The organism is Pseudoalteromonas sp. SM9913, assembly GCF_000184065.1.
GTDB classification, from domain to species: Bacteria; Pseudomonadota; Gammaproteobacteria; order Enterobacterales; family Alteromonadaceae; genus Pseudoalteromonas; species Pseudoalteromonas tetraodonis.
This window is the reverse complement of the sequence record NC_014800.1, coordinates 159,619-183,322: the sequence shown is the minus strand read 5'-3', so window position 1 is coordinate 183,322 and position 23,704 is coordinate 159,619. Positions and strand designations below refer to the sequence as shown.

The window sequence follows — 23,704 nt, the reverse complement described above, 5'->3', positions numbered from 1 at the left end:
ATTCTTTTTTATTATTCAAGCATAAAATATTTTAATAAAAACGTTAGTTTAAAAGTAATTAACACGTTTTGGCGAGCAATGATTTGAGTATATCAGGTACAAATTTGCGCTGTGCGGTAATGGCATAAAAGTGCTCAAATGCATCAGGTAAACGTTGGTATTCAACTAATAGGCCTTGTTCTATTTCATCCTTTACTACAACTGATGGCAATACCGATAGTGCACCACTATCACGAGCAAGTAATCGCAGCATAGCCATATCATCAGCCTCTGCTTTTATTTTTGGCTGATATTGCCAGCGGGCACACAAAGCATTAAATGAGTCTCTAATCGCGGAGGTTTTACTGGGTAGCACCCATTGTGCATCTGTGTAACCGGTAGGAAATTGACCGCGTGTTTTTTTATCTGCAGGGCCCACTATGGCTAATGGCTGACGAGATACCAACTGGCTTTGCCACAGTTGATCGTAGTGCTCAAGTCCGATGGGTTTATTGGTTAAAACTAAATCCAGTTCGTGCTCTGCCAAACCATTTAATAGCCCATCCATACGCCCTGCAGTAAGCGAAAAGCGTACTTCGTCGTTACTCATTAAAGGGTTAATAAATTCCTCGATAAAGTTACGAGAGAGCGTATTAAGCACCCCGATTGATAAATGCTGAGTTTGGGAAATCATCCCTTTATGAATAAAAGACGACAGTTCTTCGCCCTTAGTGAATATATCGTTAGCGTACATTTGCACCCGCTTTCCCATATCGGTTAATGCCAAGGTACGTCCTTTACGTTCAAATAACTGAATATTAATGGTGTGCTCTAGCTGTTTAATTTGAGTGGAGAGCGCTGACTGCGATAAATGCAGCTCTTTAGCTGCTTGGGTTAAGTTACCAATTCGGGCAACAGACCAAAAATAATACAAGTGATGGTAGTTCAAACGGCTCATTGTAGTTCTCTTTTATAGAACGTTTATATGCATTATATCTATTTTTATTTAGTTATCTAGTTTGTCATACTCCAATAACTAAATAAGGAGCACTGAATGAGCGAGTATATTATTTCGTTGTTATTACTAATGATGCCATTAAGCACATTTTTAGCGGCGTGGCTAATTGGCCGACAACCTTGTGCCTCAAATGGCAATGTACTGTTTAAAGTGATGCTATTTAATAGTGTTGCATTTATCAGTGCCGTTGCACTTTATCGTATTTATGCCTTTGATTTACTGAGTTTCTTATCGCTCTCAGTGACCCGCGCTATTATGCTAGGACTAATCCTGTTCATAACGCTAATATTAATTCGGTTTTGCAAACACTATATGCAAGGTGAGCCACGTGTAAACTACTTTTGGCGCTGGCTGCTATTAACCGTAACCGCAGTGATGATTGTAGTTATGAGCAATCACTTAGCGCTATTTTGGCTAGGCTGGGTGGCAATTAGTTTAGCACTGCACAAGCTATTAATGTTTTATCCTGAGCGCCCTCGTGCGGTACTCGCCGCTCATAAAAAGTTTATTGTGGCACGCGTAGCCGAATCCTTATTACTCGTCGCATTTATTATTTTATCGGTTACTCACAATAGCCTATACATTAGCGATATCACTACTTTTTATCACACCACCACACTACCGCTATCTTTGGCTGAACAACTCGCGGCCTTTTTAATCGCTTTTGCAGCTTTAATCAAATGTGCTCAGTTGCCTATGCATGGCTGGCTAATCAAAGTGGTTGAGGTGCCTACACCCGTCAGTGCCTTATTGCATGCTGGGGTGATAAATTTAGGTGGCTTTTTATTAATTTTATTTGCGCCTTTGTTTATTCAAGCTGCGGCTGCACAGTGGTTAATTTTAATTATTGCTGGTTTAACTACGGTGATCAGCGCTTTGATAATGACTACCCGAATAAGCGTTAAAGTAAGGCTTGCTTGGTCTACCAGTGCGCAAATGGGATTAATGCTCATAGAATGTGCGCTGGGATTATTTGAACTGGCTCTGCTTCACCTTGTTACTCATTCAACCTATAAAGCCTTTGCATTTTTAAACTCAGGCAACGGTGTAAACGAAGATCTGATTCGCCGCCACATTCCAAAACAATCACCCACGTGCTTTGCTTGGTTAACGGGGGCATTGGTGTCGATTACCCTAGTTAGCGCTGCATGGACCATTAGTGGCTATCAAGGCGCGGTCAGTGTGTGGCTACTTTTAGCATCGGCTTTAACTATTTTACTGGCCAACCAACATGGCGCTTCTAGCGTGCAAACTCACAGTAAAAAACTGCTAGTCGCACTATTAGTTGTTATTAGTTATGTGGTTGCTAAAAATATATTTACTTTAGCACTAGAGCTTGAGCAGTGGCGCGAAGCTGCATTTAGCCTCGCCGATAGCTGGGTAATAGCCCTTATTTTAACGTTAATGATTGCCAGCTACTTTTTACGCTACCAGTCTTGGCGACCACAGGTTAAATCACTTTCCACCCTATTATTTGCAGGTTTGTATTTAGATGAGTGGTTTACGCGGTTAACCCTAAAAATATGGCCGATAAATTTACCTAATAATGGCCACACCGATTTAAAAAATCATGCAGCTGGAATCACCGTTGAGGAATCAAAATGAGCAATCAAACGCATTCAAATCACACGGCATTATCGTTAAGTGACACTGAAAACAACATACTTAATAAAGTATGCGGTTACATAGCACCAAACTGGCCTTTAGATCAGATGATTGCCGTTAACCCATTTTGGGAAATGCGCCACCTTCCTATTGAAGATGTAAGCGCACGCATTGATACCTTATGTAATGCCAATATGCTAATGCCTAAAGACTTTTATCAGCACAAGTACGACAACGGCATTATTACTGATAACCACTTAGCCGATGCAGCCAAGTTACTTAACAGTGACTTTACGCATGAGCAACTCATAAAAACCCTTCACATTGATGTTCCTTTAGTGGATTGGCACAACATTGCAGATTTACTCGACCAGCAGCGCAATAAACATAAAATGGCTTGGCATGATGAAATCACCCATCAATTGAGCCAGTTTTGTGCCGCGCATTATCAGCAGCTTGGCCCTATGCTTCATGGTGATGACACATCATCACAATCACCTTTATATCGCCATTGGTTAACCGTTATTCAAGCGGATAAAGGCATTAGTATTGTAATGGATGAAAAGCATTTAAATGGCTACTTTAAGCGACTGCCCACTTGCGCTGATGAACTGATTGCACTAACACTCTCAACCCTTAATATAGATAACGACTCGTTAGAGTTATATGCTCATTCGCTGCTTTTAGATATTAATGGTTGGGCATCGTGGTTGGCGTATTTACGATTCCAAGGCCAACTTTACGCTAAACCCAAAGATGATATGAAACAGCTACTGGCCATGCGAATGGCATGGGACTTGGTTATTTGGCAGTATCTGGCAGATCATGATAGTGCTTCATTTAAACAACTACAAAGTCAGTGGCAGCAAGAAAAGTCACTCGTAATTGAGCGCCTGCATGCACACAAATTGGCACAAAAGCCATTATGGGTGTGGGCAAAAGCACTGGAGCTGAGCTATCAATACCCGCTTAATCATGCGCTACAAAACGCCACTAAAACGCCAGTGAACAACGCTCAATTACAAGCAGTGTTTTGTATTGATGTACGCTCAGAGGTTATTCGCCGCGCGCTTGAATCGCAAAGTAAAAATATAGAAACCTTCGGCTTTGCCGGTTTTTTTGGCTTGCCACTAGAATATCAAGAAAATGGTAGTGCAATTACTCGTCCTCAACTACCAGGGCTACTCAAACCAGCCATACATGCCACACAAACACACAAAGACGCGGCGCTTGAAGCATCTCGTCAAAATAGTGCTACATGGCAAAGTTGGTCAAAATCAGCCCCCTCATCGTTTTCTATGGTTGAATCAGCAGGCTGGCTGTATGCATTTAAATTAATAAAAAATACCTTTTTACCTAAAGGTAAAGCTAAAAAGTGCGCAACCACCGACTGGCAATTAACACAAAATCAGCAAAAACTGACCCTAAAAGACAAAACCGACTTAGCTCAAAAAGTGCTTAACACCTTAGGAATAAAAGAGTTTGCGCCGCATGTTATGTTGGTAGGTCACGCCAGTCATACAACTAATAACTTGCACAGCGCTGGCCTAGAATGTGGAGCCTGTGGAGGGCAAAGTGGCGAAGTTAATGTACGCGTGCTGGCTAACTTACTAAACGATACCCAAGTGCGCCAAGCGCTTAAAGAGCGAGGGCTAACACTGGCACAGAGCACGCAATTTATTGCCGCTATTCATAACACAACCACGGATGTCATCACCGCTTACGATACCGAGCTTAATGACAATCTAAAAAAATGGCTAACCGTTGCCACGCAAACCGCTCAGCAAGAACGCTTAGTAAATATCGACCCGCAGTTAGTTAATAAAACCGCGGATGAAATTAACCATGCTTATCAACAGCGTGCCCGCGATTGGTCGCAAGTACGCCCAGAATGGGGGCTTGCTAATAACGCCGCCTTTATTGTTGCACCACGAGCCTGGACTCGCAGTGTTAACTTACAAGGACGCTGTTTTTTACATGATTATGAATGGGAAAACGATAACGAATTTGCGGTATTAGAACTGATTATGACCGCACCCATGATAGTAACCCATTGGATCAATAGTCAATATAATGCCTCGGTTACCGACAACCATAAATACGGCAGTGGTAATAAAATACTCCACAATGCAGTCGGCGGTAATATTGGATTATTTGAAGGTAATGGCGGTGACCTTCGTATTGGCTTAGCCATGCAGTCACTGCACAATGGGGAAAAATGGATGCACGAACCAATTCGCCTTAATGTATATATTGCTGCGCCGCAATCGGCAATCGCGGCAATTTATAACAAACATGTCATGGTGAAGGAGCTGATTGATAACCATTGGCTCACTCTCATTCGCTGGGGCGATGATAATACCCTAGAGCAGTTCGAAAATGGACATTTCTCAACTATTTCAGCCTCTAATGAGCCAATATAAGCTATGCCAAAGATAGTCATTGCTACTAAACATAAAAAGGCGCCTTTAGTAGCTCCCGCTTTGGAGCCACTTGGTTTTGAGGTATTCACTACTGATTTATTTGATACCGATACACTTGGGATGTTTAGTCACGAAGTACAACGTCATTGTAGTGCCAATACAGCGGCACTGACAAAAGCTCAGCGCGCATGTGAACTCACAGGCGAGCAATTTGGGCTTGGCAGTGAAGGCAGTTTTGGGGGTGGGCCGTATCCGGGTTTAATGAACTGGGACGAAGAAGTTATTTGTTTTTATGATAAACACAATAACAATGCTATTTATGGATACGCTGGTGGGCCATTTTCGCCCAGCAGCTTAAGCATTAGCAGTGAAACCAGTGCTGAATCAATCACTACTGCATGTCAGCGCTATGAAAACCAGCATTGGATACTTGACGACACCCAAACGCTTCATAAAGGGCTTAGCATAGAAGCGCTTATTGCTTTGTATACAGAAAAAACGCCAAGCACAGGTACAATCACGCCTGATCTGAGGGCCATGTATAGCCCGCAACGCCAAGTAATTATTAGCCGAGCTGCAGAAGATCTTGCAAGGCGACTATCATCAACATGCCCACAGTGCCAAAACCCTAACTTTGTTGCTAAACAAGTTACAAAAGGCTTGCCCTGTGAGCTATGCAATATGCCAACAGAACAAATGAAATCAACTACTTCAGTGTGTGATAGTTGCGGCTTTAGCCACATTGAAACGAATAAAAAACGCGTTGCTGATGCAACATATTGCCAGTTTTGTAATCCTTAAGAGTTATTATGACATCATTACAACCCACTCAATTATTGAATACTGAAGAGCGTATTAACCAAGCCGTGGCACTATTAAAAGCGGGCGAATGCGTTGCCTTACCCACAGAAACTGTGTACGGCCTTGCTGCCGATGCGAGCAATAGTGATGCTGTAGCAAAAATATTTGCCGCGAAAGGACGCCCGACAAACCACCCGTTAATTGTGCATATTCCTGAACTATCACATGTGCACCACTGGGCAAAAAATGTAAATAAGGCAGCGATTACACTTGCTGAAGCCTTTTGGCCAGGGCCGCTCACACTTATTTTAAATGCAAAAGATAATTTAAATAGCCCTGTAACAGGTGGCTTGAATAGCATTGGTTTACGCGTACCAGCACATCCGCAATTTTTAGCAGTTTTAAAACAATTAAATACTGGACTTGCAGCTCCCTCAGCTAATCGCTACAAACAACTAAGCCCAATAAACACAGCCCATGTTATGCGCGATTTAAATGGCCGAATTAGCGCAGTATTAGAGGGCGGGCAATGTGATGTGGGTATTGAATCAACGATTGTTGATGCCACCACTGAGCAGCTTCGCATTTTACGCCCAGGACCTATATCCGCTGCAGATATTTTGCAGAAAACCGGACTGAATGTCACTACACCGCTTTCACATAATGAGGCAGTGCCTGGCAATGTAAAAGCGCATTATCAGCCACATGCTCCTGCAATACTTATTAATAGCGCAGATTTTCCAAGTGTTTTGAGTAACACTCCCCATTTGCAAACACATTATTTAATCTATTCAACCAAGGCAGAGCAACAGTTATTAGCTAATCACATTTCGCCTCAGTACATTACTAAGCTAAGTGCTTGCCCTGTTGAGTATGCTAAAAACATGTATAAAACGCTGCATCATATCGATGAGACAACACCGATGAATATTTATATCGAAAAGCCGCCAGTAAGCAGTAAGTGGGGGGCTGTGAATGACCGCCTTAGCCGTGCCACCACAGTATTTGCAGGATAAGTTAATTAACCGTTAGGTATTCAATAACCGTTGCTGCTGCCACTGGTTTATAAAAGTAATACCCCTGAAAACGTTTACAGCCAATATCAACTAACATATCAAACTGTGCCTGTTCTTCCACGCCCTCAGCTATAACACTTAAGTTATGGCTGTTGGCAATGGCAATAATACTTTGCACCATACTATTTGATTTAGAGTCCACCAAAATATCATCAACAAAGCTCTTATCTATTTTCAGTTCATCTATCGGTAAGCGTCTCAAAAGACTCAGTGATGAATAGCCTGTGCCAAAATCATCCATTGAAAAGCGTATTCCACGTGACTTTAAGCTCTTAATCGTATCAATCACATGTTCAAGATTATCCATAAAGAGGGATTCTGTTATTTCTAAAATGATACTTTGCGCAGTAACATTGTGCGTCTCTAAACTGTGTAATAATGTAGGAATAAATACACTACTTTGAAATTGCATTACTGAAATGTTTATTGCCAATTCAAGAGGGGTATCGCTGTGTTGCTGCATTTTTGCAAACTCACCAATAGATCGCGCTAAAACAAAGTCACCAATTTTAAAAATTAAATCACTTTGCTCTGCAATAGCAATAAACTCAGCGGGTGATACCATACCAAGCTCACCATCTTGCCAACGAATGAGCGCCTCCATAGCATGGATTTTACCCTGTTCATTTACTTGGCACTGATACGCCATAGACAATGACTGCTCGTTTAACGCCATATTAAGCCGCTCTTCTACTTTTAAACGACGTAAGTAAGCTTGTTTAATATCAGCATGATAATGACACAGCCATTGGCCGGTATCTTTTGCCCACTGGTTAGCTAAATGCGCACTTCGTACGAGCTTACTCTTTGTTATACCATGCTCTGGATAACAGGCTATGCCCACACTTATATTAAGTAATCGTTCACTATTGTTGGTTTCATATTGCTGGATTGCTGACTCTAAAATATGCTCGAATGCACGTCTGTTTTGCTCATCAAAAGTGTGAGGTGCAATAATACAAAATTCATTCCCACTATTTCTAAATACTAAATAGGGTGATAAAAATGTTGTTTTTAAAAAGCCAGCAAAGGTTTTTATCGCTTTATCGCCAAACTCCATGCCAAAGCGATTATTCATAGAACGCAAGTTGGTAATGTTAATGATTGCTAAGCTAAACGATGTTTCTTTTTTCTCTTCAAAGCTATCACGTAACGCTTTTCGATTTGGGAGTTTGGTCAAATCATCATGTCTTGAAAGATGGAATAGCTCATCAATACGCTTTTTTTCAGCACGTGCAATAAGCCTAAAACCAAAAAATAGCACCATACAAATAAACACATAAACTAGGACATACAAGCCAACTTTCCAATAATACAGATTTTTTATTGGTTGCATCGCCATTTGTGACAGAGTCCACAACTGATAACGGTTATCAAATTTTGCTGAGGTGATATACGGTTTGCCTTTTACCGTCGTTTCTATGCTAAACACTTCCTCGGAAGATTTAAGTGTTTGCTTTGTTTTACCTGTTTGCTCTATCAAAGCATTACCCGATAACCCCAATGCCTCTTTAGTCTGGGTTTTTATATAACTTGCTATATCTGCATCTCTAACCGAGCTGTATTGAATAAAGCCATCTATTTCTCTTGCTAGCATGATGTAATCATCACGATTACTTTGCAAAATATTTAAGTACTTAGTCCCTCTCGACACCGCCATACCTGCCGTCATAACCGCGATTACTGTGCCGCTCTTATCGCGTAATGCTTTTCTTATTGGGATGACCCACTCTTGTAAAGATTCATTAAAGTAAGTCTGTCCTAATACCATTTTGTCTGATACGAGGGTTTGCGCAAAGCTTTGGCGTGTATTTTTATTTTCTTTCAGGTTGATCATGGTTGAAGCGTTTAAGTTTGAGCTGTAATAAATAATCTCGCCTTGCGGATTAAACAGTCCAAAGCCTAATAACACGGGATTTTCTAGCAAAATATTATCAAGAAGTTTAATTGTCGACGTTTTTTCATGTAAATTATTATTAGAGAGAATATCTCTACCAATTAAATCTAGCATCAGCTCTTTATTTCTAAGGGTGCTTTTAAGTGCTTGCGCAGAAAATTCCACACGATTTTGGGAGCTCGTGCGGTAATCTTTTTTGATGTTTTTCCACTCGTAAACCAAAAGCACGCTTAATAAAATTAAGCCACCCAACAGCAAAAAACAGAAGAGTTTCCATAAATTATTTTTTATTAGTGCCATCTAATTCTCACAACCCCGCCACAACCTGTTTGGTAGTGTGTTATGTATTTGGGCTCTTAAAAGCACTTTATGGCTAGCTTGGTTTTTTTTCAAGCTATTTTATTGCAAAATTAAGAAAACACACACAAATAAACACCTTTAATTAACAATAAAGGCAACATTAATTAACAACCAGCAAGCTCGATAAAAGCATTATTGTTATTGCTAAGCTAAGGCCTCGTTGTGTCCTTGCATTTAATAAACGATATTATTAAGCGACCATTGTAGTTTATTTATTAAATATAATATTGATTTAAAACAATAGCTTTAGTTGTAAAATGTAATTTAAACCAGCTCATGTATGAAGTCGTTTTGTTTAGTCATAATTTTGCAATAATGATCGGTAATAATAGCTGCATTATTAATCAAAAATAGCATTTGAAGCCCCTCATGAGCGAATCTATAGTGCAACTTACCTTTGCACTTCCGTCATTTGAAGATCCTATGTCTGCGGCAATGAGTCACAGCATGGAATTTGAAACGCTATCGCAGGATGCTAACAGTCAGCATCAAATCACACTGCAATGCGTTTTACCTGAGGCTGCTCATGAAAGTGATATTATTTCACTCAGCGCAACTGAGCCAAATGCACGAGCGGCTCAATACTACACAGAAAAAACACTCAACCTATCTGATCTAGAACAAGGGCGAGTCAACCTAACTTTGAGTCAAATAGCACATAGTCATGATTTTGTGATGCAAATGATTTTGCATGGTAAGCACGGCACGTTAAAAAATAGTTTGCAGTTTGATATGCATATTAACCAATTTGGTAGTGGTTATACTGCACCTGCAACTTATATAGCGCCGCCTAGGCCGCATCGAGTACGTCAGTATTTCGCTAATATGGGAACAGCTTTACTTTCGCTTTTTTAGTTATTGGCGCACACTTTTCCACTGGTTTTTTATTACTCAATCAGCAAAGCTCACTTTACCCATAGTGATATCTAAAATCCCTTGGTTGTTATTATTTAAGCCTTGACGTTGCCCTGCCAAACATTCATTTGCCAAAATAGCAAACAGCACGGCCTCTTTGGCATCAGGATTTACGCCTAAATTCTCGGTGTTTTTAAACGCCTTAATGTTTGGGCAGTGCATCAGTAATTGCTCCATTAATAATGGATTATGAATACCTCCACCACTGGCATATACTACACAGTCTTGAGTATGTTGAGCACAGTCATTTAACGCCTTGGCAATCGTAGTGGCAGAAAGGGCATTTAAAGTCGCTAAAACATCTTCGTGGTTTAGTCTTTGTGTCGTTGAATGCATTTGTGCCGCCCGTAAATAAGCTAAATTAAACACCTCAGGTCCGGTTGTTTTAGGCAGTGGTAATTTAAAAAACGCGTTATCGGTAAGCGCAGCAAGAAGCTTTGTATTCACTTTACCAGCTTTGGCAAGTTTAGCTCCCTCATCATAATGGAGCCCTTTAAAATAATGCTGTACATAAGCATCCATAATAGTATTGCCAGGGCCAATGTCAGAGCTAAAGACCGCTCCAGTATCGCCGTTTTTAGGTAAAAATGTTAAATTAGCAATGCCCCCCATGTTGAGTAAAATACGATTTTCATTTGGGCTGGCAAAAAACAAATAATCTCCATACACAGCTAATGGTGCGCCTTCACCACCAGCAGCAATATGCTTTTGCCTAAAGTCACCTATCGTGGTAATGCCTGTAGTAACCGCTATTTGATCGCTGTCGCCAATTTGTAGCGTGCCATTTTTAAAATCGTGGTGGTTATGTTGGGATTGCGGGCAGTGATAAATAGTTTGCCCGTGACTGGCTATTACATCAATATCGGCTGGATTTACTTGCCACAGTGCTAAACACTGATTAACCATAGCACCATGGAGTTTACCTACCCACGGATGTAACAAAGTCAGCACTTCTAAATCGCATTCGCGCTTAGCAAACACCTGTTTTATTTTAGTTTTATACTCATCGTTGTACTCAACCGTGGTGAATTTTAATACCTCTATTTGGGTATGCAAACCCGCTCCGGTTATTTTACATAGCGCCACATCTAAACCATCTAAAGAGGTGCCACTCATTAGGCCAATAATTAAACGACTAGGCTTTTTAGCGCTATTATAAAGGGCGGCAATGTGTGGGTGCATAGTGACTCTGTGTAGGTACTTTTTATTATATTTTAAAAGAGTTTAAAGCAAAGTTATAGCTGTATACACTTTAATTTTAAAAAGATAGTTTCATTGTTTAAACGCCTAAAGCTTGCTAGGTTATTGGTTGATAATAATAAACTTATTTACCATATGATGATTTTACGTGAGTTCAAGCAACACGATACCTTTCAAATCGTAACCATTTTGAACAATCAACAAGTAGCTCGCTATTTGTCCTCTAAAATTCCATTTCCGTATACGCAGGCAGATGCGAATTGGTGGATAAACGAGGGAGCAAAATGTGGCATCATTAAAGCCATCGAAGTTGATGGCCTGTGTGTTGGTTGTATTGGTGTTATTCCTGGTGAATTTGAGTATAGCCGCAGTGGCGAAATTGGCTATTGGCTTAGTCAGCAATATTGGGGGCAAGGTATTATCACCCAAGCCATTGGGTTGATTATTAGGGTCTGTTGACCTTTCAAGGTTAAATTTGCAACAGTCTGTTTGGTATTTAGGCAAGGCAGAGCCTATGAGGTGTGGTTATTCCAAATAAATAGGCGATAACGCAGTATTAATGCTAAACAGGCGCTGCCCTTCGGGTTCTGCCTAGGGGCTATTTACTCTTTGTTGCTCGGTTTTGACTTAGCCCACTAGGTTACAAACCTCGCGCCGCGATTAAACCCCCCCTAGTTTGAACAAATTGTAATCCGCAAAGGTCAACAGACCCTAAAGAAGTGTTTAAAAGTACTAATTTAAACCGTATTTATGCGGCTGTATTTGCTGGTAATGCGGGCTCAATAAAGGCGCTGCTTAAAAGTGGCTTTAATACCGAGGCTATTTTAAAACAAGCAATTTATAAAAATGGTCACTATTTTGATAGCCATATATTTAGCATGCTAAAAACAGAGTAATTATTCTAATTAAATGTTTGCAAAGGTTGAATTAACCCCCTCTCGCCCAAAGCTCGTGTATCAAGGTACAAATTTTATCTGCCTATCCGCGCATTATTGTTGAGCCGTGTATTGTTTTAAAGCTTAAACATTCGGTAATAGGTGGTTTTTTCACTTTATTTTGGAGATTTTTATGTCTACAACTAGCCGTCAATTTACTTTAGCCTCGCGCCCACATGGCGCCCCTACCAATGACAACTTTGAATTTAAAAGCAAAGAGCTTCCATCGTTAAAAGAGGGCGAAGTACTGTTGCGTACAATTTACTTATCATTAGACCCCTACATGCGTGGCCGTATGAGCGATGCTAAATCGTATGCCGACCCTGTCGAAATTGGTGATGTAATGGTTGGTGCAACGGTGTGCCAAGTAGAAACATCTAAAAACGATAAATTTAGCGAAGGCGAATGGGTATTAGCGTACACAGGTTGGCAAACTTACGCCATCTCAAATGGCGAAGGCTTAATGTCATTAGGTAAAGAACCAACAAACCCTTCATACGCATTGGGTATTATGGGTATGCCTGGCTTTACCGCCTACATGGGTTTACTCGATATTGGCGCCCCTAAAGCAGGTGAAACCGTGGTCGTTGCAGCAGCAACGGGACCTGTTGGTGCAACGGTTGGCCAAATTGCTAAAATTAAAGGCTGTAAAGTGGTTGGAGTTGCCGGTGGCAGCGAAAAATGTGCTCATGCCGTTGAAAAGCTAGGCTTTGATGCCTGTATTGATCACAAAGCCGATGACTTTGCCGAACAATTAGAAAAAGCATGTGACCAAGGCATTGATGTTTATTATGAAAATGTGGGCGGAAAAGTGTTTGACGCCGTATTACCTTTGCTTAATACCTCAGCGCGCGTGCCTATCTGTGGTTTGGTATCGCAATATAATGCGACCAGTTTGCCTGAGGGCCCAGACCGAATGGGCATGTTAATGGGACAATTACTAACTAAGCGCATCAAAATGCAAGGCTTTATTATTTTTGATGATTATGGCCACCGCTATGACGAATTTGCACAAGACATGCAAAAATGGCTACAAGACGGAAAAATTCAATACCGCGAACATCTGGTAGAAGGCATTGAAAACACCATCAGTGCATTTAACGACATGATCAGTGGGAAGAACTTTGGTAAAACCGTAGTAAAGATTAACAGCCCACTATAATAACATTCAGGCTGTGTTGTAATTCAACACAGCTCAATAAGGAAGAAAATGATTAAACTACACCATTTAAATAAATCTCGCTCTAAACGTATTATTTGGTTACTAGAAGAGCTTGAGGTCGATTACGAAATTGTTGCTTACCAACGTAACACTGAGACTTTTTTAGCCCCTGATGAGCTTAAAAATGTGCATCCGCTGGGTAAATCGCCAGTTATAGAAGATGATGGCTTAGTGATTGCCGAGTCTGGCGCTATCACAGATTACCTGATCACTAAATATGGCAAAGGTAAATTTGCCCCAAAAGCAGGCACCCCTGATTACGTTGACTACCAGCAATGGCTACATTTTGCAGAAAGCTCAGCAATTTTACCGCTTTTACTCAAAATGTTTGTGCAAAAAGATGGTGCTAAAACCCAGTTTTTAGAGGGCTATGCTGATGCAGAAACCGCTAAAGTGATTAGCTATTTTAACAGTCGTCTTGAAGGCAAGCATTATTTAGTGGGCGAGACCCTAACCGGTGCCGATTTTATGATGTCGTTTATTGTTGAAATCGTTAAAAATGCAGGCCAGTTAGAGCACTTTAAAAACCTGGTTAAATACGATGAGCAATTACAATCTCATGAAAAATTTCATACCGCTAACGAGTTAGAAGCCAAGTACGACTAACTTACCTTTCGCTTTGATTGTGGTTTCACAGTCAAAGCGATACCCGCTTTTCTACTCAGGCCTATCCAGGTAGATTTGTTTAAAATCATTAAAATGTGCTTCAAAAAGTGCAACTAAGTTTGGATCAAAATGATTACCTGCACCTTTAATTATTTCCGCTTTTGCGTCATCCATACTCCAAGGCTCTTTATAACAACGGCGACAACATAACGCATCAAACACATCAGCAATCGCAGTAATTCGTCCCTCTAAACTGATTTCTTGCTGTTTTTTTGCGTGCGGATAACCGGCTCCATCCCAACGCTCGTGATGATCAATCGCAATGTTTGCAGCCATATTAATAACAGGATTAGTTGTCCCTTTGAGAATTTCCCAGCCCTTAGTGGTATGCTGTTTCATAATTTCCCACTCGTCAGCATCTAATTTTGCCGGCTTGTTTAAAATGAGATCTGGTACACCTACCTTTCCTACATCATGTAACTGCGCAGCTAGACTAATTTTATCGCAGTACGCTTGATTTTGATTATGCAGCTGCGCGAGTAATTTTGCATATAAGCCAACCCTAATTACGTGAGATCCCGTTTCCTTGGAGCGCGACTCCATGGCACCTCCCATTAGTGAAATAGCCAGCTGCTGGGTTTCTTCAATTGAGTTAGCTAATAATAAACTTTCAAATGTGAGAACAACATTGCCCAAAAACAAGTCAACAAGCTGTTGCGCTTCTTTTTTAACCGGTTGCAATGATTGAAATGCGAGTATTGAATCTAGACCTTTTTGTGAATGATGAAAATAAACATAATGATCTTCTGCAATAAAATTCTGCTTGGTTTGTTTCGCCCTTAAAAAGTACTCTTGATGCTTTTTCGGAATACTATCAATACCACTTCCCGTGAACAGATGTATACCTGAGACCTCCCCTTCAATCATTTGCAACTTTTCATCTAACTGACAAATACCAAATACTTTAGGCGCATCAATATATAAATTGGCCGAGCTCATATTCAGTACAAGTTTTAACTCTTCCATGACAACAGAGGTAAACTCTACCAAGTCACCAATTTGAGTAATGGTAGAGATAGCTTTTATTAGTCTTTTTAAATTATAGCGGTGAGTTTGTAGCATACAAATATCGCGGTAGGCTCGTAAAGAGGTATAAAAAATCAATTCAAGATCTTGGCTTTGCAGTTGGCTCTTCGCTTTATAGCCATCAATATCATAATCGCGAATAACACTGCGCTCAGGCGCAACCCCAGGCTGACCTGTTCGCAAAATAATTCGACTATAACCATTTTGTAAGTCTTGGCGAATAAATCGCGCAAGATCTAATCCTGCATGTTCTGTTTCCATTACGACATCTAGTAAAATTAATGCGTAACGTTCTGAGCTTTGTAGTTTCTCTTTCGCCTCAGATGCACTGTAAACACTGTGTAGTTCAACAGGGCGTTGCTCAAATTCAAAGCGCTTCATTGCAAGTTGAGTTACCTGATGCACCGAGTCATCGTCATCAACAATTAAGATTTTCCATGGCTTAGCATTGCTGTTGGCAACCGCTTTATCTGACACTACATCATCTTGTAACCACTCCATAAACACACCCTGCTATTAATTAATTCGGTGGCGTTACCGGAAATTGAATGAAAAAATAAACGCCTGTGGATTCTTTTTGCTTTACTGCAATTTGCCCTTTCAGGCGGTGAACTACGAGGTTATAAACAATATTCATCCCCAAGCCACTGCCGCCACCCGCTCTATTTGTGGTGTAAAACGGGTCAAACACTTTTTTCTGAACTTCATCTGTCATGCCTTGACCACTGTCTTGATAATGAATACAGACAGAGTCTGAGTACTCAATATGAACACTTATCTGCCCTTTTTTGCTACCATTTTGAAAACCGTGAATAATTGAATTCATTACTAAATTAGTGAAAATTTGCGCTAAGGCACCGGGATCAGAATACACTTCTGGCTCAGGCTCCGTTGCACTAATGGTAATATCAACCGGTGTTGCTTTAAGGGTATGATAGAGGCTTTTTAGCACCTCATTAAAATAACTACTTACATACAAATTACGTAATTCTTCGGTTGTTTGATCAACCGCTACACGTTTAAAACTGCTTATTAAATCAGCGGCACGTTGCATGTTTTTTAGCAAAATGTCACAGCTTAAATCAACTTCACTAATAAACTCACTAAACTGCGTTTTACTTAAGGTGCCAGAAGCCACTTTGTTTTTAGTTTCGATTAACATTTCTCGCAAATGAGATGTCGCTGTCACACAAACACCTAACGGTGTATTCACCTCATGTGCCACACCACTGACTAAACTTCCAAGTGAAGACATTTTCTCTGCTTCAACAAGTTCCTGCTGAGTGCGACGAAGCTCTATGGTTTGCTCAAGTAGAGCCTGCTCTGCCTCATGGCGTTTACTCGACATTAAATTAATAGAATCACTTAAACTGTCATAAGGGCTGCGCTTAGAAACTGTTTGAGAAAAATCCCCAGCTGCAATCGCAGAGCAAACCTGATCAATATCTTTACTGGCTTTAATTAAACGCTCAAAGCTTCTAAACATGGTGCCAAGCTCATCCTTTTGAGTCATATACTTTTGAACATGAATAGATAAATCTCCATTAGCTAGCTGTTCAACAGATTTAATCGCAATATTAATACGCTTGGTTGTTCGGTTAATAAAATACCAAAAGAGTAAAAACACCAGTAATACACTTGCAAAAGCCGCTGCCAATAATGGGCTAAATTGCGCTTGAATAGGCCCAATAATATCGGTTTCAGAGCGACGCACTATCACTGTCCAATGCCCAGTGGCAACCTTGGCTTTATCAAAATAGAATATTCCAGAATCAAAAGGATCGTTAGCAGATAATATTTCTCTTGCTTGCCCCTGTGATTTTAGCTGTTTGGCTATACTTGCATAATCTGTGTCTAAAATGGCTTTCGTTTTTAGTCCTGAATGATTTAATGTCGTGGCAATCACGTTGTCACGTTGGCTGAGTAACAAAACATCAATTTTTAGTTGCTGCTTTATGGTTTGTAAGAATTCCGTTATATCAGCAAGTGCTCTATCTACACTTGCCATACCGACAAATTCGCCATTAATAATAATTGGCGAACTTTGTTCAACCAGCATTCTTCCCTCGTAAACATAGGGCTCAGTGATCATCGTCTCGGTATTACCATCACGTAAAAACTGTTGACGTACTCCCTCATAATAAAGACTTGATTCCATATCGACCAAGGGCTCAAGTAACAAACGTTCAGAGTCATTAAAATCACGATGCCAATAAGGTAAAAAACGGCCAGTTTGGTCTACATAAACGCCCTCTTTTAACGGTGGAGCATTAATATAGGCTTGATCTTGATTATCGGCATTAGGCTCATAACCAAACGAAGCCCCCACAAATGAAGGGGTCATTTTAAGCACTGCACGAACAAAATTAATACTTGCCTCTCTATCACCAAACAACCCATTTTGCTGTGCTAAGGCCATAATCTCTGTAGTGCGTACCGCTAATTGCGTTTCTTCATTTACCTTCGCGGCAATCGTATCTGCCGTCTGGCTTAAATTTAGTTTTGCTTGTATAACAGCCTGATTAAGGCTAGTTGAATACCAATAACTCAAGATACTGGCAATAATGAGCATGACGGGCAATGCCAAATACAGCAGCATCTTTCCTTGCAAAGAGTGTATGAGTGGTAGTCGCATAATTTTAGGCTTAAACAAGCAAGCCAACATCCTGAGGATCTGAAGTATTAAGCTTAAAAATTAGACTATAAAAACTTTCTAGGCAAATCAATTGTGTAGAAATTAATGCAAAAGCGGGGTATTAAAATACCCGCTATATAACGGACAAGGTTGTTAAATAGAGTATCGCTTGGAAACAAAAGCGTTATTTATATAATTTATCAGACTCGCTGAGTTGTAGAGCAGACTGTAAAGTTCTTATTGTTTAATCGACCAACCGATAACCCACAGCGGGTTCAGTTAATATGTATTTTGGACTAGCAGGGTTAGCTTCTAGTTTTTGTCTGAGCTGCGCTACATGTACCCGCACATATTCAGGACGGTCTATGTACTGCGCTCCCCAAATATGGCTTAAAATTGCATTATGAGTGAGTACTTTATCTTTATTTTGAAACAGCAATAATAATATTGCGTACTCTTTTTTAGTCAGTTTTATCTCATTCCCCGAGGTGGTTACTATGTGCTTTTGTGGATCTATTTTTATATTCCCACAGGTAAACGCCACACTCGGCTGACTTTGGGTGCGCAATAACACCCGAATTCTGGCGAGTAACTCATTCGCGCTAAACGGTTTGGTAATATAGTCATTTGCTCCATTATCAAGCGCGGTTACCTTTTCAACTTCGCCATCTCGCGCTGACAGCACCAAAACAGGTAAGGCACTCCATTGTCGAAACTCAATCAGCCAGTCTTGACCGTCCATATCTAACAAGCCTAAGTCTAATAACACAAGATCATAACTTTGCTCACTTAAACGTGCAAAACCATCTAAGCCTTTATCACAAATACTTAGCTCGTAACCACTGGCTTGCAACAAGGTTTTTAAAAAGCTTTGTAAAGGGGGAGAGTCTTCCAATATTAAGATTTTAGTCATTGTCTTTTTCCCAGATCAATTTTGCGTACGCCATCTGTGTCTCGTTGTTAATTGTTAATGTAAATGTACCTTGGTGAAATTTAGCCACCACATCACAAATAATACTGCCCAGCCCAACGCCTTCATCGCTACTTGTTTGCGCTTTAGTGATCACGTTATTAGTGAGAAGTAACTGATAACATACCTTTTGCTGATTGCTACTTTGAGTAAATTCAACGCTCACCTTCCCATCACCATAACGCCATGCATTTTCGAGCATATTAGCTAGCGCAATTTCTAATAAAGTCACATCCCCTATGCATTTTGACTGAGCGTCTATATTGGTATCTATAACAAAATGGGTGAGTTGCTGCTGTCTGCGAGCTTTGGCTTCACTGAGTAATGCTTGTAAGTTTATTGTTTGCCAACATAGATTTTCACCCATTTTATTAACTCGGCTTAACTCCATGACTTTATCAAAGTGTTGATTAAGTATTTTACTTTGCTCATAAATATTACTCGCTTGCTCTTTTATCACGCTGTCGCTGAGGGTAATTTCATCATCTGCAAGCATGCTGGATGCGCCCATAATAGTTGCCAATGGTGTGCGTAAATCATGTGACAAACTACGTAAAAGTGCATTTTTAGCGCGTTCTAATTCCGCTTGCACCGAAATAGCAGCCGACTGCTGGCGTAATAACGTTTTTTCATGTACTTGATAAAGCAGCGAGATAGCGGTATCAGCAAAAGCTTTTTGCCCTTGCGTTAACCGTTTAGTAAAATTAAACCCGCCCCTGCTCGGGTTAGCCTCACTAAGTAATATAAATTCACTGTTGCCTCGCGGTGCTGCAGGCATAAATGTGCAAGATGCATTTAAATGCTTACCGATCCGCTGTACAAAGTACTTTTTTTGTTCGTCCAGCGTATCTAGGCTATTTAGGTCTTTGGCCAGTTCATACAAGGTGCGGCTATTACTTGCGTGTAATTGCACATCTCTGACTTTAGTACTGAGCTCCCCCGCCAATTGACTGATCACAAAACCAACAATTAGCATAACAATAAAAGTTACTAAATATTCTATGTTTTCAATATGAAAAGTAAAATTAGGGGCAACAAAAAACCAATCTGTACATGCGACACTTACTAAGGTGGTCAGTATCGCAAGGCGACGGTTACTACGTACAGCAACCCAAGTCACCCACAATAACTGAAGCATTACAATATCGGTAGTAGTAAACCAGTTACGTACAGGGAAAATGGCCATAACCACAATTAATGGCATTATTAACGCCAAAAAAAATGCTTTATACCACCTTGGTTTGGCCTCGACCTGATTCATTAATTATTCCTCTAACATTTGAGCACTTAGGTTACTGCCTTTTCGATATTGCCTCTATAAAGTTTTTATAAAGTTTTTTATCTCGTTCGTTAAATCTTTATAAAGCTTTGCAGTGCAGCGCTGACTTTAGTATTTGATCCCGTATATTCAACTCAACTTTAGTGATTGCGTGTTACCTGCAATAGGTATTTGATAAGGCGTATTGATGATAAATTGGAAAATCACCTTAAGACTACTCGCCTTTCCTATTATTTGGATGGGAGTGGTGCAACTAGCATTCGCAGCGCTTTCATTATTTATTTTTAAAGATCGCGTTATTAGTGCGTTTCTTATTTCTGGCGCAACGATGATCTCAGTCGCTTTAGTGCTACTTATCAATTTACGTAAAACAGATTATACCGGCGCAACATTCAGAGATGCACTCATTTACGCCACAGTAACGTGGATTATAGCCGGTGTGTTAGGCGCTATTCCCATTTTGGTTATCACTGGCGTTAACTTTAGCGATGCAGTATTTGAGTCAATTAGCGCCTTAACTACTACTGGTGCAACCGTGCTATCAGGGCTCGATAACATGCCTGCTAGCTTTTTATTGTATCGACAATTTTTACAATGGATGGGCGGTTTAGGCATAGTAATTTTTGTAGTGGCTATTTTACCTATGCTGAATATTGGTGGCATGAAATTATTAAAAGCAGAAACCCCAGGCCCCATTAAAGACGAAAAATTAACTCCGCGCGTTGCCAGTACCGCGCATTATTTATGGGGTGTTTATTTTGCAATCACGGTACTTTGTATTTTAGCCTATTATGCTGGTGGAATGAGTTTATACGATGCGATTGCACATGCCTTTACCACAGTTTCAACTGGGGGGTTTTCAACGCATGATGCCAGTATGTGGTATTACCGCAGCCATTTACTGCTGTGGATAGCTAATGTCTTTATGCTTGCAGGTGCGATTAACTTTGCCTTGCACTTCAAAGTGGCGCACAAAAGAGCCATTACTAGTTATTATCACGATGAAGAAACACGTTATTTTATTTATATCGTCGTGTTTTTATCAGTTCTTTTAACCACTATGTTGCTGCTTAAAGACAGCTACTCAAATGTACTTGAAGCATTTAGTTTCTCCACATTCCATATTATTTCTTTTATTACCAGCACCGGTTATGGCGCAGCAGGCTTTACTGACTGGCCAGCTGAGGCTGGGTTTTTACTGGTAATTGCTGGCTATCTTGGTGGTTGCGCAGGTTCAACCGCTGGCGGAAATAAAATAATTCGTAACATTATTGTTGGCAGAATGATTAATAACAATATTAAACAGCTACTTCATCCAAGAGCGATATTTACACTTAAATATCAAGGTTCGCCCGTTAAAGAAGATGTACGCCATGCAATTATGGCATTTATGACCTTTGCTGTTGGTACAAGCTTACTGTTTACAATGTTACTTATGGCAACGGGTCTTGATTTTTGGAGTGCATTTACTGCGGTAGCTGCTTGCGTCAATGTACTTGGCCCTGGGTTTGGTGAAGTTGGCGCTAACTTTCAACCCGTTTCAGATACCGGTATTTGGATACTCTCGGTCGCTATGATCGTGGGCCGGTTAGAATATTTTACTGTTTTTGCACTTTTTACTCATAGCTTTTGGAAAAAATAACGAGGAATAATATGGCACATTTTACAGTGATTGGTTTAGGTCGCTTCGGCATTGCAGCAAGTCTTGAGTTAATTCATTTAGGACACACAGTGACTGGCGTAGATAGTAACCCAAAACTCGCCGAAAAGTATGTTGAGCATTTATCTGAAACCATCGTTTGCGACTCCACCGATGAAGCCGCACTTAAAGAGCTTGATTTAGCGAGTAGTCAGGCTGTTTTAGTGGCGATTGGGGAAGATATGCAATCGAGCATTCTGTGCACGCTTGCATTAAAAAACTTAGCTGTTGAGCAAATATGGGTAAAAGCGAGTACTAAAGCCCATCACACTATTATCTCTAAATTAGGTGTAACACGCATTATTCACCCTGAGGAAGAAATGGGGGTGCGCGTTGCACAAGCGCTTAATTACCCGATAGTGAACGACTATATTTCATTAGGCAATGGCTTATACGTTGTTGAAGTAAGTATAAAAGCTCACCTACATAAAACAAAACTAGGGCATCTACTCAGAGAAATAAAAGGCACTGTAGACCCTCTATTGGTAAAGCGCGCCAAGCAAACGTTTGTCAAACTTGATGACGACTTTGAGTTACATACCCACGACACCTTACTGCTATCAGGTAGCCGAGTCGAATTAAACTATCTAGCTCCAAGGCTCTTATAATCATGGTTTTATGGCACCCTCTCAAAACGCCTATTGAGCGCAAAGTCAGTGGGCATAAAAAAATCAATGCGGCTCCGCCTCTTATTTTATGTTGCAGTTTTTTAATATTAATAACGCTAGGAGCATTAGCATTAAAACTGCCTTTCGCAACCTATGAGCCTATTTCATGGATACAAAGTGCGTTTACGGCAACCTCTGCGGTGACTGTAACTGGACTGGTTGTAGTGGATACCGGTTCAGTGTTTACCCCTTTTGGACAAGGCGTTATTGCGTTATTAATTCAACTGGGTGGTCTGGGGTTAATGACCTTTGCGGTTGTAACTTTAATGGCACTGGGTAATAAAGTTGGCTTTATTCAAAAAACAGTCACCAAAGCTGCTTTTAATCAAACAGATACATCTACGTTGGTCAATACCGCTAAGTCTGTTTTACTGTTTGCACTAATCGTAGAATCTATAGGCGTTGTTATTTTAACGCTGTATTGGCTACCTGAAATGGGTTTACAGAAAAGCTTTTTTCATGCTCTTTTTTATACCATTAGCGCTTTCAACAATGCAGGGTTTGCATTGAGTCCTAACAGCTTAATGCAGTATGTTGAAGACCCCGTTGTGAATTTAACTATTACCGGTTTGTTTATTATTGGTGGGCTTGGCTTTACCGTATTAATGGATTTATATAAATCAAAGCGTTGGGCAAAGCTCAGTCCCTACAGTAAATTAATGTTGATCAGCACAGTTATTATTAACGTTATTGCATTATTGCTTATTTACGCGATTGAATACGATAATCCAAAAACACTGCAACCACTGTCTGAAGTAGGTAAATGGTTAGCTGCTTGGTTTCAAGCTGTCACACCCCGTACTGCGGGATTCAATACCATTGCTATTGAAGAATTAAAAAATGCCAGCACCGCTTTAACTATGATGCTTATGTTTATTGGTGGCGGCTCTTTAAGTACCGCAAGTGGCATTAAAGTCGTTACGTTTATCGTTTTAATTTTAGCAACCTATAGCTACCTAAGACGTGACAAAGGCGTCACTGTGTTACGCCGAGAAATAGACAAAGAATCTGTGTATAAAGCATTAGCTTTAACCATTATTTCAGCAGGAGTCACTTGGTTAGCTATTTTTACCTTACTAGTCGTCGAAGATGCGCCTTTTTTAGATGTTGCTTTTGAAGCGGTATCTGCACTGGGGACGGTAGGGCTTTCACGTGGTTTAACATCCTCGCTATCACCACTGGGAGAGTTTATTATTATGTTTTTAATGTTCATGGGCAGAATAGGTCCGCTCACTATCGCCTATTTTTTAGCAAGTCCACGCACTAAAAAGCTAAGATACCCAAGCGCGCAACTCTCTATTGGCTAACAAACATTCACGCGGGTTAATCA

The 23,704-nt window shown here is 40.4% G+C and carries 18 protein-coding genes and 1 pseudogene; 12 read left to right on the top strand and 7 right to left on the bottom strand.

The window, feature by feature from the left end; genetic code table 11:
* Window positions 1-58: 58 nt before the first annotated feature.
* Window positions 59-937 (bottom strand): LysR family transcriptional regulator, encoded by an 879-nt coding sequence (locus tag PSM_RS16055; protein ID WP_013462919.1) that lies wholly within the window; start codon window positions 935-937, stop codon window positions 59-61.
* Between the two features lie 96 nt (window positions 938-1,033).
* Here PSM_RS16055 and PSM_RS16050 point away from each other — a divergent pair, with 96 nt between their 5' ends.
* From PSM_RS16050 to PSM_RS16035, 4 genes are read left to right on the top strand one after another with little or no spacing between them, the layout of a single operon-like run.
* Complete coding sequence (locus PSM_RS16050) at window positions 1,034-2,602, top strand: NADH-quinone oxidoreductase subunit L (protein WP_013462918.1); 1,569 nt, start codon at window positions 1,034-1,036, stop codon at window positions 2,600-2,602.
* Complete coding sequence (locus tag PSM_RS16045; protein WP_013462917.1) at window positions 2,599-5,025, top strand: YbcC family protein; 2,427 nt, start codon at window positions 2,599-2,601, stop codon at window positions 5,023-5,025. Before PSM_RS16050 ends, PSM_RS16045 begins: the two co-directional genes overlap by 4 nt.
* Before the next feature lie 3 nt (window positions 5,026-5,028).
* Window positions 5,029-5,826 carry a DUF6671 family protein gene (locus PSM_RS16040; protein WP_013462916.1) on the top strand — a complete coding sequence of 266 codons (798 nt, stop codon included), beginning with the start codon at window positions 5,029-5,031 and terminating at the stop codon, window positions 5,824-5,826.
* A gap of 8 nt (window positions 5,827-5,834) precedes the next feature.
* Window positions 5,835-6,842 carry an L-threonylcarbamoyladenylate synthase gene (locus PSM_RS16035; RefSeq protein WP_013462915.1) on the top strand — a complete coding sequence of 336 codons (1,008 nt, stop codon included), beginning with the start codon at window positions 5,835-5,837 and terminating at the stop codon, window positions 6,840-6,842.
* A gap of 1 nt (window position 6,843) precedes the next feature.
* Here PSM_RS16035 and PSM_RS16030 read toward each other — a convergent pair whose 3' ends face one another.
* Window positions 6,844-9,099 carry a bifunctional diguanylate cyclase/phosphodiesterase gene (locus PSM_RS16030; protein ID WP_013462914.1) on the bottom strand — a complete coding sequence of 752 codons (2,256 nt, stop codon included), beginning with the start codon at window positions 9,097-9,099 and terminating at the stop codon, window positions 6,844-6,846.
* A gap of 429 nt (window positions 9,100-9,528) precedes the next feature.
* Here PSM_RS16030 and PSM_RS16025 point away from each other — a divergent pair, with 429 nt between their 5' ends.
* Window positions 9,529-10,014 (top strand): hypothetical protein, encoded by a 486-nt coding sequence (locus tag PSM_RS16025; RefSeq protein ID WP_013462913.1) that lies wholly within the window; start codon window positions 9,529-9,531, stop codon window positions 10,012-10,014.
* Between the two features lie 36 nt (window positions 10,015-10,050).
* Here the strand turns inward: PSM_RS16025 and PSM_RS16020 are convergent, their stop codons facing one another.
* On the bottom strand, window positions 10,051-11,256 hold the full coding sequence (locus PSM_RS16020; RefSeq protein WP_013462912.1) for an anhydro-N-acetylmuramic acid kinase: 1,206 nt from the start codon (window positions 11,254-11,256) through the stop codon (window positions 10,051-10,053).
* Between the two features lie 153 nt (window positions 11,257-11,409).
* Between PSM_RS16020 and PSM_RS16015 the strand changes: the two are divergent.
* From PSM_RS16015 to PSM_RS16000, 4 genes and pseudogenes are all read left to right on the top strand, one after another.
* Window positions 11,410-11,718 (top strand): annotated as a pseudogene (locus tag PSM_RS16015) (GNAT family N-acetyltransferase); the annotation flags it as partial.
* Window positions 11,719-11,993: 275 nt separating this feature from the next.
* Window positions 11,994-12,170, top strand: a complete 177-nt coding sequence (locus PSM_RS16010) for a GNAT family N-acetyltransferase (protein ID WP_013462910.1) — start codon at window positions 11,994-11,996, stop codon at window positions 12,168-12,170.
* Window positions 12,171-12,342: 172 nt separating this feature from the next.
* Window positions 12,343-13,371: an NADP-dependent oxidoreductase gene (locus PSM_RS16005; RefSeq protein WP_013462909.1), complete on the top strand. Its 1,029-nt coding sequence runs from the start codon at window positions 12,343-12,345 to the stop codon at window positions 13,369-13,371.
* Between the two features lie 48 nt (window positions 13,372-13,419).
* Complete coding sequence (locus PSM_RS16000) at window positions 13,420-14,037, top strand: glutathione S-transferase family protein (protein ID WP_013462908.1); 618 nt, start codon at window positions 13,420-13,422, stop codon at window positions 14,035-14,037.
* 51 nt (window positions 14,038-14,088) lie between these two features.
* Here PSM_RS16000 and PSM_RS15995 read toward each other — a convergent pair whose 3' ends face one another.
* The 4 genes from PSM_RS15995 to PSM_RS15980 form a co-directional block, all read right to left on the bottom strand.
* Window positions 14,089-15,624 (bottom strand): HD domain-containing phosphohydrolase, encoded by a 1,536-nt coding sequence (locus tag PSM_RS15995; RefSeq protein ID WP_013462907.1) that lies wholly within the window; start codon window positions 15,622-15,624, stop codon window positions 14,089-14,091.
* A gap of 19 nt (window positions 15,625-15,643) precedes the next feature.
* Window positions 15,644-17,758 (bottom strand): ATP-binding protein, encoded by a 2,115-nt coding sequence (locus PSM_RS15990; protein ID WP_236613547.1) that lies wholly within the window; start codon window positions 17,756-17,758, stop codon window positions 15,644-15,646.
* A gap of 244 nt (window positions 17,759-18,002) precedes the next feature.
* Window positions 18,003-18,671, bottom strand: coding sequence for a response regulator (locus tag PSM_RS15985; RefSeq protein WP_024602614.1), 669 nt, complete (start codon window positions 18,669-18,671; stop codon window positions 18,003-18,005).
* Window positions 18,664-19,989 carry a DUF4118 domain-containing protein gene (locus PSM_RS15980; RefSeq protein WP_041695982.1) on the bottom strand — a complete coding sequence of 442 codons (1,326 nt, stop codon included), beginning with the start codon at window positions 19,987-19,989 and terminating at the stop codon, window positions 18,664-18,666. Before PSM_RS15980 ends, PSM_RS15985 begins: the two co-directional genes overlap by 8 nt.
* A gap of 205 nt (window positions 19,990-20,194) precedes the next feature.
* On the opposite strand from PSM_RS15980, the gene PSM_RS15975 reads away from it, so the two are divergent.
* Genes PSM_RS15975 through PSM_RS15965 form a run of 3 tightly spaced genes read left to right on the top strand, consistent with a single transcriptional unit; the run spans window position 20,195 to window position 23,681 of the window.
* A complete protein-coding gene (locus tag PSM_RS15975) occupies window positions 20,195-21,649 on the top strand; it encodes a TrkH family potassium uptake protein (protein WP_013462902.1) in 1,455 nt (484 codons plus the stop codon).
* Window positions 21,650-21,660: 11 nt separating this feature from the next.
* A complete protein-coding gene (locus PSM_RS15970) occupies window positions 21,661-22,314 on the top strand; it encodes a potassium channel family protein (protein ID WP_013462901.1) in 654 nt (217 codons plus the stop codon).
* Window positions 22,315-22,316: 2 nt separating this feature from the next.
* Window positions 22,317-23,681, top strand: a complete 1,365-nt coding sequence (locus tag PSM_RS15965; RefSeq protein ID WP_013462900.1) for a TrkH family potassium uptake protein — start codon at window positions 22,317-22,319, stop codon at window positions 23,679-23,681.
* Window positions 23,682-23,704 lie beyond the last annotated feature (23 nt).